The organism is Pseudomonas sp. S12(2018), assembly GCF_024355235.1.
Taxonomy (GTDB): Bacteria; Pseudomonadota; Gammaproteobacteria; order Pseudomonadales; family Pseudomonadaceae; genus Aquipseudomonas; species Aquipseudomonas palmensis.
Genome location: NZ_QLAD01000002.1, coordinates 550,694 through 569,548 on the forward strand (window position 1 = coordinate 550,694; position 18,855 = coordinate 569,548).

The window sequence follows — 18,855 nt, forward strand, 5'->3', positions numbered from 1 at the left end:
TCAGAGGGCGATGGTACTTGAGGTACCTGCGCTCAAGCCACCGCCTTCACGCGCCGTGATCGTCGTTCGCCGCCTAGAACCCCATGCTGAAACTCACCGTTACCGCATGGTCGCGGGTGTCGCTGGACAGCTGCCCCGAATAGCCCAGGCCCAGTTTGCCGGCCTGCCCGATCGACAGGTCCAGCCCCGCCTCGACCACCGCCGCATCGCGGGCGATCGGCACGCCCTGGGTGGTGAAGCCGGCGCCGCCCTCGATGAAGCGCAGGTCGGCATCGGGCTTGGTGTCGCCGTAGGCATGCCGCCAGCCCAGGCTGCCACGCGGGGTCAGGGTACTGCCGTTGGCCAGCTTGAACGCCTTGCCCGCCCGCAGGCCCACGGTGGAGAAGGTGATGTCCTGGTCGGCACTGGCCTTGAGCCGCGCCGCGCCGCCCTTCTCGCGTGCAGTGTCGCTGTCGTAGTTGACGTAGGCCAGGCCCGCGAACGGTTCCAGCGCCACACCGCCTGCCTCGATGGCGTAGCTCACCTCGCCGAACACCTGCGCGGTGCGCGCCTTGTACTTGGCCTTGAGGCGGTCGTCGTAGCTGCCGATGGCGACGTCACGCTTGCTCTCGATGTCGTGCCAGCTGTACGCCGCACCCACGCGGGCCGAGAAGGCATCGAGCTGGTAGCCCAGGTAGGTGGCCAGGTGGTAGCTGTCGATGCTCGCATCGGAACGGCGGCCGCTGGCATCCAGGTCGCTGCGGGTATAGCCGGCGGCCACGCCCACGCGCCAGTCGCTGTTCAGGCTGCGGTCCACCCCGAGCAGGAAGCCCTGCACGTTGCGGTCGATGCTGGCGCTGTTGCTGTTGCCGTCCATCTTGCCCCAGGTGCCCAGTGCCTGCGCCCAGCCCACGGCCTCGTCGTGGCAACCGTCGCTGGTGAGCTGGTTGGCGTTCGGTGCCAGGGCCCGACGCGGATCCTCCTCGCGCATGCAGCCTGGCTGGCGCAGGCGGTCGTTGACCGCTTCGCGCACGTAGCGCGAGTCTTCGATCAGCGCACTGGCGGTACTGGCATGGATCTCGCCCGACAGGCTGTCCAGCGCCGCCTGAACGCCACCACGGTTCTGCGCCATGACCGCGCCCAGTACCGCCGCCGGTGCCCCGCTGCTGCCCAGTGCGCCGGCCACGGCCTGCTGGTTGGGGGTCGAAGCCACATCGCCGAGGCTGGTGCCGTTGCGGCTGATGGTGACGCCGACCTGGTTGCTGCCGTAGTTGAGCGTGGTGTCGTAGAACGGCGTATCCGGCAACTGCACGGTGGTGAAGGTGCCGTTCACCCCGCCGCCGGCAGTCACCACGGTGTACTGCGCGTTGCCCGAGGCCGGTGCCGAGTTCAGCACCACCAGGCTGCCGCCCAGGTTGGCCGTGCCGCCCACGGTCAGGCCGCTGCTGGCGGGGTTGCCGACCACCACCTGCAGGGTGCCGCCCGGGGCGTTGGTGAAGTTGCCGCCGACCTTGAGCCCACTGGCCGGGTCAGGCTGCACCACACCGTTGTTGACCAGCGAGCCCACGCTGCCGTTGCCGCTCAGTGCGGCACCGGCCCCCACCGTGACCTTGGCCCCGAGCACCGTGCCCGGGTTGGCCGCATTGCCCACCAGCAGCAGGCCCTGGTTGACCGCCAGGTTGCCGCTGAACGGCTGGTTGCCGGTCAGCAGCAGGCTGCCGCTACCCTGCTTGACGGTGTTGCCGGTGCCGCTGAGCACACCGTTGAAGCGGCCGTCGGTGTCCTGCTGGAACACCAGGCTGGCGTTGTCGACGATGTTGCCCTGCAGGCTGGTGGTGTTGCCCACCAGCGTACCGCCGCTGACCCTGGTGCCGCCGGTGTAGGTGTTGGCGCCGCTCAGGATCAGCGTGCCTGCGTCGAGTTTTTCGATACCGCCCGCGCCCACCAGCGGCGCCGAGATCTGCGTGCTGTCGCCGGTGTTCACGCGCACGGCGGCCAGGTCGCCATTGGCTGCATTGACCGGTGTCAGGCTGCCGCCGCTGCCGGCCACCAGCTGGTAGCCGCCGGTGAGGAACTGCAGGCCGGTGAAGGACTGGTTGCCGGCCACGGTGACGGTCCCCGCCTGACCACCGAACACGCCGAACTGCGCATCCCAGGTTTCGCTCAGGTTGCCGTTGACGTCGGTCCAGTTGGTGCCGTTGCCCCAGGTACCGCTGCCGCCACCGATGGTGCCGTCGGCATTGGTCTTGCCGCCGTTCCAGAACTGCAGTGCGCCACCTGCGCCCTGTACCACCAGGTTGATCTGCTGGGCGATGGCCGTCTGCAGGGTCAGTTGGCCTGGCAAGGTGCCGCCTGGCAGCAGGCCGAACAGCAGGCCGTTGTCGGTCAGGTTGCCTCCGTAGCTGAACAGCTGGTAAACGCCGCTGCCGAAGCCACCGGCATTGCTGATGTTGAGCGTGCCATCAAGGGTGAGGTCGCCCGCCACCTTGACCACGGTGGTCGAGGCCGATGCCTGCCCGAGCGCCAGGTCGACATTGCTGCCGGCATCCAGGTTGAGCGCACCGACCTTGAGTGGCGTGGCGCCGCTGCCCGCCGCCAGGGTCGCACCGCTGGCCAGGTTGACCGTGCCGGCGTAGTTGCCACTGCCGCCCAGGGTCGCCCCGTTGTTGACCTGCACCGTGGCACTGGCCAGGCTGCCGTTGACCAGCAGGCTGCCGGCGTTGACCGTGGTGGCGCCGGTGAAGCCGCTGTTGCCGGTCATCAGCAGTTGCCCGCTGCCGTTCTTGATCAACGTGCCGCTGCCGGTGAGGTTGCCGGTGTAGGTACCGTTGCTGGCCTGTTCGAAGGTCAGCGCGGCGTTGTTGAGGATCGCGCCCTGCAGGCTGCTGGTATTGCCCTGCACGCTGCCGGCGTTGAAGGTGCTGCCGCCGCTGTAGGTGTTGGCACCGCTCAGCAGCAGTGCGCCATTGCCGTTTTTCACCAGGCTGCCGTTGCCGCTGATCACCCCGTTCAGGGCCAGGTCGTGGCTGCCGCCCAGGGTCAGTTGCGAGGCCAGGCTGACGGCGTTGCCCAGTTGCAGGTCAAGCGTGCCGTCGAGCTGCGCAGTGCCACCCACCGTAAGCGCGCCGCTGCCCAGTGCAGCGTTGTCGCCCAGGGTCAGGCTGCCGGCATTGAGGCGCGTGCCGCCCTGGTAGGTGTTGGCGCCGGCCAGGGTCAGGTCGGCCGTACCGTTCTTCACCAGGCTGCCGCTGCCGCTGACGAGGTTGGTGAGATCAAGGTCATTGCTGCCCGCGATGGTCAGCGCACCGCCGAGCGTCACGGCGTTGCCCAGGGTCACGGCCTGGTTGGCATCCAGCGTGGTGCCGTCGGCAGCCGTCAGCGCGCCGCTGCCCAGGGCGGTGTTGCTGCCCACCACCAACGTGCCGCCGTTGAGCTGGGTGCCGCCGGTATAGCCGTTGTTGCCGTTGAGCACCAGGGTGCCGCCTTCGAGCTTGGCCAGGGTGCCGCTGCCGTTGATGTCCACGTTCAGCGTGGCGCTCACGCCGTTGCCGATACGCACGTTGCCGGTGCCCTGGGCACCGTTGGTGAGGTTCAGCGCGTCACCGCTCAGCACGTAGCCGTTGTCGAGGAACTGCAGGCCGTTGACGGTCTGCACACCATCGACGGTCACCGCGCCGCCCGTGCCCTGGAACACCGCGAAGGTGCCGTTCCAGGCCTGGTTGAGCGCTCCGTTGGCATCGGTCCAGTTGGTGCCGCCAACGCTCCAGACACCGGCGCCGCCGTCGACCGATCCATTGCCGACGGTCTGGCTGCCGTCCCAGAACAGCACATTGTTGTTGCTGCCGCCCACCACCAGGTTGACCTGGTTGTTGACGGCGGTCTGCACATCCAGATCGCCCGCGATGACCCCATTGGGCACGCTGCCGATGGCCAGGCCGTTGTTGGTCAGCGCGCCGCTGTAGTCGATCAGGCGATACACGCCCGCACCGAACCCGCCCAGGTCGGTGACATTGAGCTTGCCGTCCAGGGTCAGGTTGCCGCCCACATTGATCAGCGCCGGGGTACCCACCACAGGGGCGCCCAGGGCCGCATCCAGGTTGGCGTCCGCGCCCAGTACCAGCGAGCCGACGCTCAGGGTATCGCCGCTGCGCAGCGACAGGTGCCCGCCGTCGGCGACGGTCAGCGCGCCGCCGAGGCTGCCGGTGCCGCCCAGGGTGCTGCCGCTGTTCACCGTGACGGTACTGCTGGCCAGGCTGCCATTGACGATGAGGCTGCCGCCGCTGACGGTGGTGGCCCCGCTCAGGGTATTGCCACCGCCCAGGGTCAGCGTGCCGGTGCCGGTCTTGTCCAGCGTACCGGTGCCGCTGAGCACCCCGCCGAACGTGCCCTCGCCCACTTGCAGGCCGGTACCGGCGCCCACGTTCACGGTGCCGCTGCCGCTGAGCTCGCCCAGGTTGGTGGTGCCGCCCAGGTTGAGGCTGGCGCCGTTGCCCAGGTTGAGCTCGGCCGGGTTGCCGAGTGCACCGCTGCCCACCATGCTGAGGCTGCCGGAGAGAATGTTGAGGATGCCGCTGAAGCTGTTGTTGCCGCTGAGGGTGAGGTTGGCTGCACCGTTCTTGTTCAGGGTGCCCGCACCGCTGAGCACGCCGGCCAGGGTCAGGTCGTTGGTACCCGCCACGTTGAGCGTGCCGCCCACATCCACCGCGTTGGCCAGTGTCATGGCGCTGGTGGTGGTCAGGGTGGAGGTGCCGCTGACACTCAGGGCACCGCTACCCAGCGCCGAGCCGTTGCCCAGCGTCAGGTTGCCGGCACCCAGCTGGGTGCCGCCGCTGTAGGTGTTCACCCCGGTGAGGGTCAGGCCGCCGCTGCCGGTGTGGTTCAGGCTGCCCGTGCCACTGATGACGCCGCCCAGGGTGAGGTTGTTGCTGCCCGGCAGGGTCAGGCCGGCGTTGAGCACGATGGCATTGGCCAGCGACAGCGCACTGCCATTGACCAGGCTGGAGGCGCCACTGACGGTGAGCGCACCACTGCCCAGCGCCCCGGCGTTGCCGACATTCAGGGTGCCGCTCTGCAGTACGGTACCGCCCGTGAAACCGTTGGCACCGTTGAGCGTGAGGCTGCCGCTGCCCTGCTTGGTGAGGCTGCCGGCGCCGTTGACCAGGCCATTGAGGGTCAGGTCGTTGCTGCCGAGCAGCGTCAGGTTGCCGCTCAGGTTGAAGGTGTTGGCCAGCGCCAGCGCGCTGCTGCTGTCCAGTTGCGTGCCCGCGGCCGCGTTGAGGGCGCCGACGCCCAGTGCGGTGTCACTGCCCAGTACCAGCGTGCCGGCATTCAGGGCGGTAGGGCCGGTGTAGCTGTTGTCGCCGTTGAGCGTCAGGCTGGCGCCGCCCGCCTTGAGCAGGCCGCCGTTGCCGCTGATGTCACCGTCCAGCGTCAGTGCGTTGCTGCCGGCAATGCTCAGTTGGCCGAGCAGGCCAATGGTGTTGGCCAGGCTCACCGCCTTGTTGCTGTCCAGGGTGGTGCCATTGGCCGCAGTCAGCGTGCCACTGCCCAGCGCGCCGTCATTGCCGACCACCAGGGTGCCGCCATTGAGCTGCGTGCCGCCGGTGTAGCCGTTGGCGCCGTTGAGCACCAGCGTGCCGCTGTCGAGCTTGGCCAGGGTCGCGCTGCCATTGACCGGCAGGCCCAGGGTGGCGGTCACGTTCGGGTCGACACGTACCGCAAAGCTGCCACTGTTGCCGTTGACGGCGTTGAGCACGCCGCCGCTGCCGGCGACCAGCTGGTAGCCGTCGGTGATGAACTGCAGGGCATTGACGGCCTGGCCACCTTCGACCGTGACCACGCCGCCCGCAGCGCCCTGGAACACCGCGAACTGCCCCTGCCAGACGTCGTTGACGGTGCCGTTGAGGTCGGTCCAGTTGGTGGTGGTGCTGTTCCAGGTGCCGCTGCCGCCCTGCACCACGCCATCGGGGACAGTGCCCGCCCCATCCCAGAACTGCACGATCAGGTTGGGCGAGTTGACCAGCACGTTGACCTGGCCGGTAATCGCGGTTTGCAGTTGCAGCTCGCCGGGCGTGACGCTGCCCGGCAGGCTGCCCAGCACCAACCCGTTGTTGGTCACCGAGCCGTAATCGAACAGGCGATAGATACCATTGCCGAAGCCGCCGTCATCGGTGATGTTGAGCGTGCCACCCAGGGTCAGGTTGCCGGCAACACTGAACAACGAGGTACCGCCGGTGACGGGCGAGCCGAGTGCGACGTCGATGCTGGCGTTTGGCGCCAGCGCCAGCGAGCCGAAGCTGAGCTGGGTGCCGCTGGTGCCGGCCAGGTGGCCGCCGTTGACGATGGTGGTCAGCCCGCCCACGCTGCCGCTGCCGGTCAGGGTCGCGCCGGAATTGACCGTCAGGTTCCCCCCGTTCAGGGCGCCCGACACGTTCAAGGTACCGCCGCTGACCTGGCTGGCGCCGCCCAGGTTGCTGATGCCGGCAAGTTCCAGCACGCCGGTGCCGACCTTGTTCAAGCCGCCGCTGCCGACCAGGGCACCGGCGAAGACGCTGTCCAGGTTGGTACTGCCCAGGCTCAGCGTGCTGCCCAGGCCGATATTGGTGGTGCCGCTGCCGGTGAGTGCACCGATGCTGGTGTTGCCGTTCAGGTTCAGGTCGGTGCCGCTGCCCAGGTTGACACTGGCGACATTGCCCAGGGCGTTGCTATTCAAGGTGGTCAGCATGCCCTGGGTGATATCGAGTGTGCCGCTGAAGGTGTTGTTGCCGAACACCACCAGTTCCTGGGCGCCGCTCTTGATCAGGTTGCCCGAGCCACTGATAACCCCACCCAGGGTCAGGTTGGCGGCCGTGTCCAGGGTCAGGTCGCCATTGACCGCGATGGCATTCAGCAGCGTGACAGCCTGGGTATTGCCCAGGGTGCTGGTGCCCGTCGCGCTCAGTGCGCCGCTGCCCAGCGCAGCGCCATTGGTGACGGTCAGGGTGCCGCCGCCCAGGCTGGTACCACCGGAATAGGTGTTGGTACCGCTCAGGGTCAGGTTGCCGCTACCGGTCTTGATCAGTTGGCTGTTGCCGCTGATCACGCCGCCCAGGCCGAAGTCGTTGCTGCCGTTGACGGTGAGGTTGGCATTGAGGCCGATGCCGTTGTTCACCACCACGGCGCTGTTGCCGCTGTTCAGGCTCGAGTTGCCGGTGACCGACAGCACCCCGGTGCCCAGCGCATTGTTATTGCCCAGCACCAGGGTGCCGGCGGTGAGGATGGTCTCGCCGCTGTAGGTGTTGCTGCCGTTGAGGGTGAGGGTCGCAGCGCCGTTCTTGGTCAGGTCGCCGGGGCCGTCGATCACGCCGTTCAGGGTCAGGTCGTTGCTGCCGCCGACGTTCAGGTTGCCGACGATGTTCAGCGCATTGCCCAGCGTCACCGCCGTGCTGGCATCGAGGATGGTGTTGTTGCTGGTGCGCAGGGTACCGACGCCCAGTGCGCTGTCGCTGCCCACGATCAAGCGGCCGGCGCCCAGCAGGGTGTCGCCGCTGTAGGTGTTGGCGCCGCTCAGGGTCAGGTCGCTGGCGCCGGTCTTGACCAGGCCGCCCGCGCCGCTGATCGCGCCCGTCAGGGCCAGGTTCTGCGCGCCGAGCAGGGTCAGGTTGCCGGTCAGTACCAGGGCATTGTCCAGGGTCAGCGCGGTGCTGGTGTCCAGCGTGGTGGCGCCGGCGGCGGTCAGGGTGCCACTGCCCAGCGCCGTGGCCGAGGTCAGCAGCAAGCCGCCGGCATTGAGCGCGGTACCGCCCTGGTAGGTATTGTTGCCGCCCAGGGTCAGCACCCCGGTGCCGGTCTTGATCAGGCCGCCCGCATCGCTGATGTCGCCGCCCAGGGTCAGGCCGGCGCTGTTGGCGACGGTCAGGTCGGCATTCAGGCCGATGGCGTTGCCCAGGTTCAGCGCGGTGTTGCTGGCCAGGGTGGAGGCGCCGCTGACCGTCAGCGCGCCGCTGCCCAGTGCGGTGGCGTTGCCTACGGTGAGGGTGCCGGCATTCAGGGTGGTGCCGCCGCTGTAGGTGTTGGCACCGGTGAGGGCGAGGTTGCCGCCACCGGTCTTGATCAGCCCGCCAGTGCCGCTGACCACGCCCGTCAGGCCCAGGTCGGTGTTGCCGGCGACCGTCAGGTTGGCGCCCAGGTTGACCGCGTTGGCCAGGTTCACCGCAGCGCTGCTGGCCAGGGTGGACGCCCCGCCCACGCTGAGGCCGCCGTTGCCCAGCGCCAGCGCATTGCCCACGGTGAGGGTGCCGGCGTTCAGGGTGGTGCCGCCCTGCCAGGCGTTGGCACCGGTCAGGGTCAGGTTGCCCGCGCCATTCTTGGTGAGGCTGCCGGCACCGTTGACCTGGCCGCCCAGGGTGATGTCGTGGGTGCCGCCAACGGTCAGGTTGCCGGCCAGCGATACGGCGTTGAGCACGGTGACATCCAGGCTGCTGTCCAGCGTGGTGCCGCCTGCTGCCACCAGGTTACCCAGGCCCAGCGCCTGGTCACTGCCCAGGACCAGGCGGCCGCCATTGAGCAAGGTGTTGCCCAGGTGGGTGTTGTTGCCCGACAGGGTGAGCGTCGCGCCACCATTCTTGCTCAGCCCGCCGCTGCCGGTGAGGTTGCCGGCAAGGGTCAGGTCGTTGCTGCCGACCACCGTCAGGCCGCCGAGCAGGCCGATGGCATTGCCCAGGGTCACGGCGCTGCTGGCGTCCAGTGACGTGCCGGCCTGTGCAGTGAGCGTGCTGGTGCCCAGTGCGGTGTTGCTGCCGACGATCAGGGTGCCGCCGGCGAGGCTGGTGCTGCCCTGATAGGTGTTGTTGCCATTGAGGGTCAGGCTGGCCGAACCGTTCTTGACCAGCCCGCTGCTGCCGCCGATCACGCCATTGAGCACCAGGTTGCTGGTGCCCGGCAGGGTCAGGTCGGCGCCCAGGTTGATCGCGTTGGCCAGGCTCAGCGGGGTGCTGGTCGCCAGGCTGGACGCGCCGGTGACGTTCAGCGCACCACTGCCCAGTGCCGTACCATTGCCCAGGGTGAGGGTGCCGCCGCCGACGCTGGTGCCGCCCTGGTAGGTGTTGGCACCATTGAGGGTCAGGTTGCCCGTGCCGGTCTTGTTCAGGGCACCGCTGCCGCTGACGATGCCGTTGAGGGTCATGGCGTTGAGGCCGTCGAGGGTCAGGTTGGCGCCCAGGTCGATGGCGTTGGCCAGGTTGGTCGTGGTAGTGCCTGCCAGGCTGCTGGCAGCGGTCACGTGCAGCGCGCCCGTGCCCAGGGCCAGGTCATTGCCCAGCAGCAGCCGGCCAGCGGCCAGGGTGGTGCCACCGGTGTAGCTGTTGGCGCCGCCCAGGGTGAGCGTGGCAGCGCCGTTCTTGGTCAGGTTGCCGGCGCCGTTGATGCTGCCGTTCAGGGCCAGATCGTTGCTGCCGGCCACCGTCAGGCCGCCGAGCAGGTTGACGCTGTTGCCCAGGGCGATGCTGGCGTTGCTGTCCAGCGTGGTGCCGTTGGCAGCAGTCAGCGCACCGCTGCCCAGCGCCAGGTTGTTGCCTACCACCAGGGTGCCGCCATTGAGGGCGGTGCCGCCGCTGTAGCTGTTGCTGGCGTTTAGCACCAGCGTGCCGCTGTCGACCTTGCTCAGCAGGCCGCTGCCGCCCAGGGCGACACCAACCGTGGCGGTCACACCCGGATCGACACGCACCGTAGTGGCGCCATTGCTGCCATTGACCAGGTTCAGCTGGCCGGTCACGCCATTGAGCAGGCGGTAGCCATCGGTGACGAACTGCAGGCCGGTGATCGACTGCGCGCCATTGACCAGCACGTCGCCTGCGGCGCCCTGGAATACCGCGAAGTTGCTGCTCCAGTCACGGTTGCCGGTGCCGTTGACCGTGGTCCAGTTGGTACTCAGGGCATCCCAGGTGCCGTTGCCGCCCTGGATCACGCCGTTGCCGACCAGGCCGGTGCCGTCCCAGAACAGCACGCTGCCATTGGCGCCACCGACCAGCAGGTTGACCTGGCTGCCGATCGAGGTCTGTACCTGCAGGTCGCCGAGCTGCACGCTGCCGGGAATGCTGCCGATCACCAGGCCGTTGTCGGTGAGCTGGCCGGTGTAGTTGATCAGGCTGTAGATACCGGTGCCAAAGCCGCCGATGTCGCTGACATTGAGGGTGCCGTCCAGGGTCAGGTTGCCGTTGACCTTGATCAGCGCATTGCCGCCGGTAGCCGGCGAACCAAGGCCCACGTCGAGATTGGAGTTGGCGTTGAGCACCAGCGAGCCCAGGGTCAGGCTGCTGCCGCTGTTGGCCGCCAGGTGGCCGCCATCGGCGATGGTCACCGCGCCCAGCACGCTGCCGGTGCCGGTACTGGTGAGGGTGGCGCCGGTATTGACCTGCACCAGGTTGCTGCCCAGCGAACCGGTGACGTTCAGGGTGCCGCCATTGACCTGGGTGGTGCCAGTGAGCAGGCCGTTGTTGCCGGCCAGTTCCAGGCTGCCGCCGCCGACCTTGATCAGGCCACCGGCCCCGGCCAGGCCGCCGGTGAATACGCTGCTGGCATCCCCCGCGCCCACGCTCAGGTTGGTACCGGCCCCCAGGTTCACGCTGCCGCTGCCGGTGAGGCTGGCAAGGCTGCTGCTGTTACCCAGGTTGAGGCTGGCGCCCAGCCCCACGTTCACCGCCGAGGCATTGCCCAGTGCGCCGGCACCGACCGTGGTCAGGCTGCCATTGAGCACGTTGACCGCGCCGCTGAAAGTGTTGTTGCCACTCAGGGTCAGGTCGGCCAGGCCATTCTTGATCAGGCCACCGGTGCCGCTGATCACCCCGCCCAGGCTCAGGTCGTTGTTGCCCGCCAGGCTCAGGTCGGCATTGAGTATCAGGTTGTTGCCCAGTGCGAAGCTGGCGCTGTTGTCCAGGCTGGCGTTGCCGGCCACGGTCAACGCGCCGGTGCCCAGGGCATTGGCATTGCCCAGGGTCAGGCCGCCGGCATTGAGCACGGTGCCGCCCTGGAAGGTGTTGACGCCATTGAGGGTCAGGTTGCTCGCCCCGTTCTTGACCAGCCCGGCGGCGCCGCTGATCACGCCGCCCAGGGTCAGGTCGTTGCTGCCGGCCAGGGTCAGGTTGGCACCCAGGTTGATCGCGTTGGCCAAGGCGAAGCTGGCGCTGTTGTCGAGGCTGGCCGCACCGGTCACGTTCAGTGCGCCATTGCCCAGCGCCGAGGCATTGCCCAGCACCAGCGCGCCGGCATTGAGCAAGGTCCCGCCGGTGAAGGTGTTGAGGCCATTGAGGGTCAGGGTGGCGGCACCATTCTTGATCAATTGACCGGCCCCGGCGATCACACCGCCCAGGGTCAGGTCATTGCTGCCGACAACGCTCAGGTTGGCGTTCAGGTTCACCTGGTTGGCCAGGTTGAGCGCCACGCTGTTGTCGAGCGTGGCAGCGCCGCCCACGTTCAGTGCGCCGCTGCCCAGTGCCTGGTTGTTGCCCAGGCTGAGGCCGCCGCCATTGAGGTTGGTACCGCCTTGATAGGTATTGGCCGCGTTCAGGCCGAGGGTGGCCGTGCCCGTCTTGGTCAGGCTGCCGGTGCCGCCCACCACGCCGTTGAGCGTCAGGTTCGCGGCCCCGCCGATGCCCAGGTTGCCGGCCAGGTTGACCAGGTTGGCCAGGCTGACCGCCGTGCTGGCCTCCAGTTGGGTGTTGCCGGCTGCGTTCAGCACGCCGGTGCCCAGCGCGGTGTTGCTGCCGACGATCAATTTGCCGGCGTTCAGGTTGGTGGCGCCGCTGAAGGTGTTGGCACCGCTCAGGGTCAGGTCGGCACCGCCGGCCTTGGTCAGGCCGCCTGCGCCGCTGATCACGCCGCCGAGGTTGAGGGCGTTGCTGCCCAGCAGGTTGAGGTTGCCGGCCAGGGTCACGGCATTGCCCACCGTCAGGGCGTTGGTGGCGTCCAGCGAGGTGTTGCCGGCAGCAGCCAGCGTACCGGTGCCCAGTGCGGTGTTGTTGCCCAGGATCAGCGTGCCGGCATTGAGCGCCACGCCGCCACCGAAGGTATTGGCAGCGCCCAGCGTCAGGTTGGCCGCACCGTTCTTGCTCAGGCCCGAGGCGCCGCTGATAACGCCGTTCAGGGTCAGGTTGCTGGTGCCCGGCAGGGTCAGCACGCCATTGAGGACCACGGCATTGGCCAGTACCAGCGGTGAACTGTTGGCAAGGCTCGCCGCGCCGCCGACAGTCAGGGCGCCGGTGCCCAGCGCTGCGGCACTGGCCAGGGTCAGGGTACCGGCGTTCAGGGTGGTACCGCCGAGGAAGGTGTTGTTGCCGCTGAGGGTCAGGTTGGTGGTGCCGTTCTTGATCAGGCTGCCATTGCCGCTGATCAGGCCTTGCAAGGCCAGGTCGTTGCTACCGTCGAGGGTCAGCGCGCCGTTGAGCGTGAGGGCGTTGCCCAGGGTCACGCCCGGGGCGGCGTCAAGGCGGGTACCGTCCGCCGCGATCAGTGCGCCCTGCCCCAGCGCCGTGCTGCTGCCGAGCACCAGCTTGCCGGCGTTGAGCCGGGTGTTGCCCACGTAGGTGTTGTTGCCGGCAAGGGTCAGGTCGGCCGCGCCGTTCTTGATCACGCCGCCCGCGCCACTGATCGGGCCGCCCAGGCCAAGATTGGCCGTGCCGCCGACGGTCAGGTCGGCGCCAAGGTTGACCGCGTTGGCCAGGGTGAGTGCCACGCTCGCATCCAGGCTGGCGGTGCCCGTGGTGTTCAGGGCGCCGCTGCCCAGGGCGTTGGCCGCGCCCACCATCAGGCCGCCGGCATTGAGCGTCACACCGCCCTGGAAGCTGTTGTTGCCGTTGAGCGTGAGCAACGCGGCGCCGTTCTTGACCAGCCCGCCGCTGCCCGACACCACGCCGCCGAGCGTGAGGGCATTGCTGCCGGCCAGGGTCAGGTTGCCGCCCAGGCTGATGGCATTGGCCAGTGCAACCGAGGTGGTGCTGTCCAGCGTGGTGCCATCGGCCACGGCCAGCGTGCCGGTACCCAGCGCCGTGTTGTTGCCGACGATCAGCTTGCCGGCCTGCAACTGCACGCCGCCGCCGAAGGTATTAGCCGCGCCCAGGGTGAGGTCGGCCGCACCGCTCTTGATCAGCCCGCCCGTACCGCTGACCACGCCCCCCAGGGTGGTCGCGCTGGTGCCCAGCAGGCTCAGCGTGTTGGCGCCGAGCACCACGGCGTTGTTGAGGTTGACTGCGCTGCTGGCGTCCAGGCTGGCATTGGCGCCCAGGGTCAGCGCGCCGGTACCCAGCGCCGCACCGTTGCCTACGGTCAGGCTGCCGCCGTTGAGCAGCAGGCCGCCGGTGAAGGTGTTGGTGCCCGTGAGGTTGAGGTTGGTGGTGCCGTTCTTGACCAGGCTGCCGTTGCCGCCGATGACGCCGCCGAGGGTCAGGTTGTTGCTGCCGGTGAGGGTCAGCGCACCGCCCAGGCTGATGGCGTTGGCCAGGGTCAGCGCACTGCTGGTGTCCAGGCTGGTGCCGGCGGCCGCAGTCAATGTACCGCCCCCCAGCGCGGCGGCATTGCCGAGGATCAGCTTGCCGGCGCCCAGCGTGGTACCGCCGCTGTAGGTGTTGCTGGCGGCCAGGGTCAGGTCGCCGCTGCCGGTCTTGTTCAGCGAACCGGTGCCGCTGACCACACCGCCCAGGGTCAGCGCATTGCTGCCGGGCAGGCTCAGCGCTGCCGACAGCTGCACAGCGTTGCTCAGCACCAGCGGTACCGAGCCCTGCAGGCTGCCGGCCCCGGTAACGCTCAAACTGCCGGTGCCCAGGGCCGCGGCGTTGGCGAGCGACAGTACGCCAGCATTGAGGAACGTGCCGCCGGTATAGGTATTGGCCCCGCTCAGGCCCAGGGTGCCGGCGCCTGTCTTGGTCAAGGGGCCGCTACCGCTGACGATGCCGGTGAGGGTCAGGTTGTTGTCGCCGATGATGCCGAGCCCGCCGGCACCGAGGGTGACGGCGTTGGCCAGCGACAGGTTGGCCGCGCCCGCACCCAGCGCGCCACCGTTGGCCGCGATGGTGCCGGTGCCGAAGGTCGAGGCGTCGTCGAACACCAGCGAGCCGCCGTTGAGGCTGGTGCTGGTGACCCCGAGCAACGCGCCGGAGAGTGTCCAGGTGCCGCTCTGCACGAGCAGGTTGTTGAAGTTGATGTAGTTGCTGGCCGAAAGCGTGCCCGTGCCGCCGGTACCGGTGCCCCCGCCGATGGCGTTCTGCAGGGCCAGGGTGTTGCTGCCGCCGGCACCGCCGTCGACCTTGCCGCTAGGCGCATACAGCAGGTTGATGCCGGCGATGCCCAGGTCGACGCCTACACCTCCCCCGCTACTGACACTGGAACCTGTGATTGCGTTGAAGCGGTTGGTGGAGTTCGCCCCCATCGACACGCCGCCACTGATCGCGCCACTGTTGGTAAAGGTATTGCCGGTGGCAGTGCCTGATGCCTGGAACGCCACGCGACCGATGATGGTGCCGGTGTTGGTCATGTTCACGCTGCCGCCGCCATACACCGCCACCACCGGGGCGTCTGGGGCCAGCACGCTGACGCCGACAATGTTCGATGAACCGATGGTGCCGTCGTTGACCAGCGTGGTAACGCCACCGTTGCCGTTCTGCACGCTCAGAGCCAGGCCGTTGAGGTTGAGCAGGCTGGCACTGAGCACACCGGTGGTGCCCTTGATAACGCCACCGCTGAAGTTGGTGATGCTGACCGTGCTGGCTGCCGAGTTGCCAACCTTGATCCCGGAGCTGAGCCCGCTCAGGATCCCGAGGAATGCGGGGTCGATGGTGCCCGAGTTGTTCAGGGTGACGTTGTTGCCGGTCAGGTTGACTGCCGTGCCGAGCAACGGCGCGTTGATCTGCGAGCCATTGCTCAGGTTAAGGGTCAGGTTGCTGGCGGAGGAACTGACGTTGCCGTTCAACCCCGGGGTGCAGGTGACCGTCGCGCCCGCACCGGGGATCAGCGGGGTACAGGCGGCACTGGCCGTTGCACTGAACAGGCCGAAAGCGATTCCCGCGGTGGCCAGGCTCACGGCCAGCGACAAGGGGCGAATACGGGCGGGGGCAAGCTTGACGGCACGTCTGTCCACGGGCGACTCCTTCGTGGATCAGGCAGTTCGTTCCTTGAATGCGTGCGACGGGTACGCCGTGGAAACTACACACACTAACGTCGAAATGCCTGACCTTGGCGACTACGATTCCAGTGCTGGAATATGTAGCCGCTTTCCCGGAGCCCTTGCGCAAAGGCGTTACGTCAAATGGTGTTAATACTTTGGCAATGGGCCCCGTGAATACAGGGCCTCGTCAAACTTACAGCGTCAGCCAACCGACGAACGGTCAGGCCACCTCCGGGTCTTCGGCGGGCCAGAACGGCTCGTTGGCTTCCAGAGGGGGCAGGCCGTGGGCGGCCCGCGCCGCGTTGCAGTCGTCGTTGGGCTGGCCATTGACCCAGGCGGCATCGAACTCGCGGCAGGGGCTGGAGCGCTGGGCATAGAGCGAACAGCTGACGCTCTTGCCGATCTCGCCTTCAAGCCCTATGCAGCGACACGGCTTGGCGTCGGTGCCGATCATCGCCACCCGGGTCGGGTTGATCTGCACCACCAGTTCATCAGGCACGACACCCCCGGCCGAGGTGCATTCACCCCAGAAAAAGGACACACGGAAATACGCGCAGCAGGCACCGCAAGTCAAACAAGGATTGTTTTCGGACATGATTTGGGAGGGGGGGAGAAGTATCGTTGGAGGGAGAAACCCGACGATCATTCTATGCTTCGGCGTGGCGTTGAAAAGGGGGGCAGTGAAAGAAATATGGGCGGCCGACGGAAGGCGGTGTCGCGCCCTTCGTCGGCAAGGCCGGCTCCTACGGGAGCAGGCCTTGCCGGCGAGGTGCATCACGACGTGCGTGAAGCCCTGGCCGCCTTCGGCGCCTCGATGCCATCGGCACGGAACATCTGGCGGATGCCGCGCACCGCCTGGCGAATGCGGTCCTGGTTCTCGATCAGGGCAAAGCGCACATGGTCATCGCCATAGTCGCCAAAGCCGATGCCCGGCGACACGCATACCTTGGCTTCGGCCAGCAGCTTCTTGGCGAACTCCAGCGAACCCAGGTGCGCGTACTGCTCGGGGATCTTGGCCCACACGTACATCGAGGCCTTGGGGTTCTCGACCATCCAGCCGGTCTCGTGCAGCCCCTTGACCAGCACGTTGCGCCGCTGGCGGTACTGCTCGGCGATGTCGCGCACGCACTGCTGGTCGCCTTCGAGCGCCGCGATCGCCGCCACCTGCAACGGGGTGAAGGTGCCGTAGTCGTGGTAGCTCTTGATTCGCGCCAGGGCGTTGACCAGCTCCGGGTTGCCGACCATGAAGCCGATCCGCCAGCCGGCCATGTTGTAGCTCTTGGACAGCGTGAAGAACTCCACGGCGATGTCCTTGGCACCTGGCACCTGCATGATCGACGGGGCCTTCCAGCCGTCGTAGACGATGTCGGCATAGGCCAGGTCGTGGATCACCAGCACGTCGTACTGCTTGGCCAGCGCCACCACACGCTCGAAGAAGTCCAGCTCCACGCACTGCGCGGTGGGGTTGGAGGGGAACCCCAGGATCATCATCTTGGGCTTGGGGATCGACTCGCGGATCGCCCGCTCCAGCTCGTTGAAGAAGTCCACGCCGGGCACCAGCGGCACCGAACGCACCTGGGCCCCGGCGATCACCGCGCCGTAGATGTGGATCGGGTAGCTGGGGTTGGGCACCAGCACGGTATCGCCGTGGTCCAGGGTGGCCAGCATCAGGTGGGCCAGGCCCTCCTTGGAGCCGATGGTGACAATGGCTTCGGACTCGGGGTCGATCTCGACGTCGTAGCGGTCCTTGTACCAGTGCGAGATGGCCCGGCGCAGGCGCGGGATACCGCGCGAGGTGGAGTAGCCGTGGGTGTCTTCGCGCTGGGCGACCTGTACCAGCTTCTCGACGATGTGCGGCGGCGTGGCCCCGTCAGGGTTGCCCATGCTCAGGTCGATGATGTCTTCGCCACGACGGCGCGCGGCCATCTTGAGTTCGGCGGTGATGTTGAATACGTAGGGGGGGAGACGATCTATGCGCGCAAAGCGGCGCGGCGAACCTTGGTCAGCCATGGTTACCTCGAGGACGTAAGCGCCCGGAACCGTCCGAGCGACGTTGGCCACTGCGGTGGCCGAGGCAGAAGATAGTGCCTGCAGGCAATGCCTGTAAAGTGGATTCGATCGCGGGCCGCGCAGCGCGGCCGCGACCGATGCCGGGGTGTCAGCACAGACGCTCGAACGACAGCGAGCGCCAGCTCCCCACATCCAGGCCCTCCTCCGGCGCCATGTGGGCCCCGCGCACGAAGCTGAAAGCCTTGCGCATATCGCCCTGGTGGACCAGCCGATGCTCCCCTTCGGACTCGCTCAGCAGCGTGTAGGAGTGCTTGCGCATGGCCCTGTAGCGGGCATCGTCGCGGTCCATGGCATCCAGGTAGTCGGCCACCTGCCCTTCGCTCAGCTCAAGGCGTTTTTGCAGCGTCACGCCCCAGCGGGTCAGGCAGGTTTCGGCAAAATGGCGCACGATCAGGCCCGGGTCGGGCAGCTCGTTGCCGGCACTGGCGCCATCGGCCGAGGCATTGCCCACCAGCGTGGCGTGGCGTCCTGGCAGCGGAAAGATGTGGACACGGGTATCGGGGTAGGTGGACGGGATGACGCAGGCGAAGCCCTTGGAGCGCTCGTCGCGAGAAAAGAAACCCACGTACTCCTTCACGTTGGTGCGCAGGTGCAGGCGGTGTGGCTGCAGGTTGTTGATCCCGGGCACGGGGTCGATGGCAAAGATGTTCACCGGCACGTGGGCCAGTTGCGGGTCGTCGGCCATGGCGTTGGCGAGCATGTGGGCACTGATGCCGCCGCGGCTCCAGCCCACGATGTTGACCTGATCGGGAATCAGGCCGTCCTTGCGGTGCATGCGGATGATGCCTTCCTGGAGTTGCTGCGGGGTCACGCCGCGGTCGCCATAGTCGTACTGGCGCCAGAACCAGGAACCCTCCTTCTTCACGTCCTCGATCGGCACGCCGGCTGACTTCAGGCGGTTGTAGTCCTGCTCGGTGAGTTTTTCGCGCTGCCAGGTGCAGGAGCCCTTGATGACCTGCAGGGCGTGGGCCACGTTCTGCTCCCAGCCGGCGCCGAACAGGGTGCCGGTGAGGCCGTATTCCTTGTTTTCGATGAACAGGTCATCGGCCTGCAGGTTGCCGCTGCCCGGGCCGTCGATGGCGATCCAGTTGGCGAACTCGCGGCTCTGGTCGTTGGAAGCAAGGGTGGCGACCAGTTCGCCGTTCCAGAAATTGGGGTTCTGGTCATCGAAACGGTGCGATCCGGTGCCGCAGAAGTAAACGGTCAGAATGCTCATGGCGGTGTGCTCCTTGGGGTGGGGAGCCGTCACGCTAGCAATGCCGGGGGTTGCGTGTTCAGCGGGGAGTGGTGCCCGGGTGGGAGGGATTGCCGGCCGTTGGCATACACCGATCCAGAGGCGCTCAGGCTTTTGATCTGCTTTTGATCTTCTGGCCCTTCAGGAGGCCGAGTGGAGCGCCTGCGTAGTGGGGTGTAGGGCCATGGATGGCCCGGAAAGTGCCGACGGGCAGGGACGCCCGTGCGGCGCGGCCCCCGGAGCAGGTGCGGAGCGAGGGGACCCGGAGCGAAGCGTAGGGCCGTATGCAGGGCCCAGCCTTTTTGGTTACTTTTGGGGCGTTTGCCAAAAGTGACCCGCTGTAAGAGCGGAAGGCGCCGCTCGCAGCGCTATCCATGTCGGATAATCACACCGACATGAAAATCGACAATCATGTGCTTATCCAGCATGGATATCGACACTT

The 18,855-nt window shown here is 67.5% G+C and carries 4 protein-coding genes; all 4 read right to left on the bottom strand.

Annotation, left to right across the window (positions count from 1 at the left end; genetic code table 11):
* Window positions 1-73: 73 nt before the first annotated feature.
* Complete coding sequence (locus tag DN388_RS06460) at window positions 74-15,082, bottom strand: autotransporter-associated beta strand repeat-containing protein (RefSeq protein ID WP_254997786.1); 15,009 nt, start codon at window positions 15,080-15,082, stop codon at window positions 74-76.
* Between the two features lie 247 nt (window positions 15,083-15,329).
* Window positions 15,330-15,704 (bottom strand): YkgJ family cysteine cluster protein, encoded by a 375-nt coding sequence (locus DN388_RS06465; protein ID WP_043864412.1) that lies wholly within the window; start codon window positions 15,702-15,704, stop codon window positions 15,330-15,332.
* Window positions 15,705-15,883: 179 nt separating this feature from the next.
* Entirely contained in the window at window positions 15,884-17,119 is a 1,236-nt protein-coding gene (gene alaC, locus DN388_RS06470) for an alanine transaminase (RefSeq protein WP_043864411.1), read from the bottom strand.
* A gap of 148 nt (window positions 17,120-17,267) precedes the next feature.
* Window positions 17,268-18,395 (bottom strand): hypothetical protein, encoded by a 1,128-nt coding sequence (locus tag DN388_RS06475; RefSeq protein WP_058541385.1) that lies wholly within the window; start codon window positions 18,393-18,395, stop codon window positions 17,268-17,270.
* Window positions 18,396-18,855: the final 460 nt, after the last annotated feature.

What these genes read in the sequence shown, in the direction of transcription:
- DN388_RS06465 (WP_043864412.1), bottom strand. Translation starts at nt 15,704, where the DNA reads ATGTCCGAAAACAATCCTTGTTTGACTTGCGGTGCCTGCTGCGCGTAT.
- alaC (WP_043864411.1), bottom strand. Translation starts at nt 17,119, where the DNA reads ATGGCTGACCAAGGTTCGCCGCGCCGCTTTGCGCGCATAGATCGTCTC.
- DN388_RS06475 (WP_058541385.1), bottom strand. Translation starts at nt 18,395, where the DNA reads ATGAGCATTCTGACCGTTTACTTCTGCGGCACCGGATCGCACCGTTTC.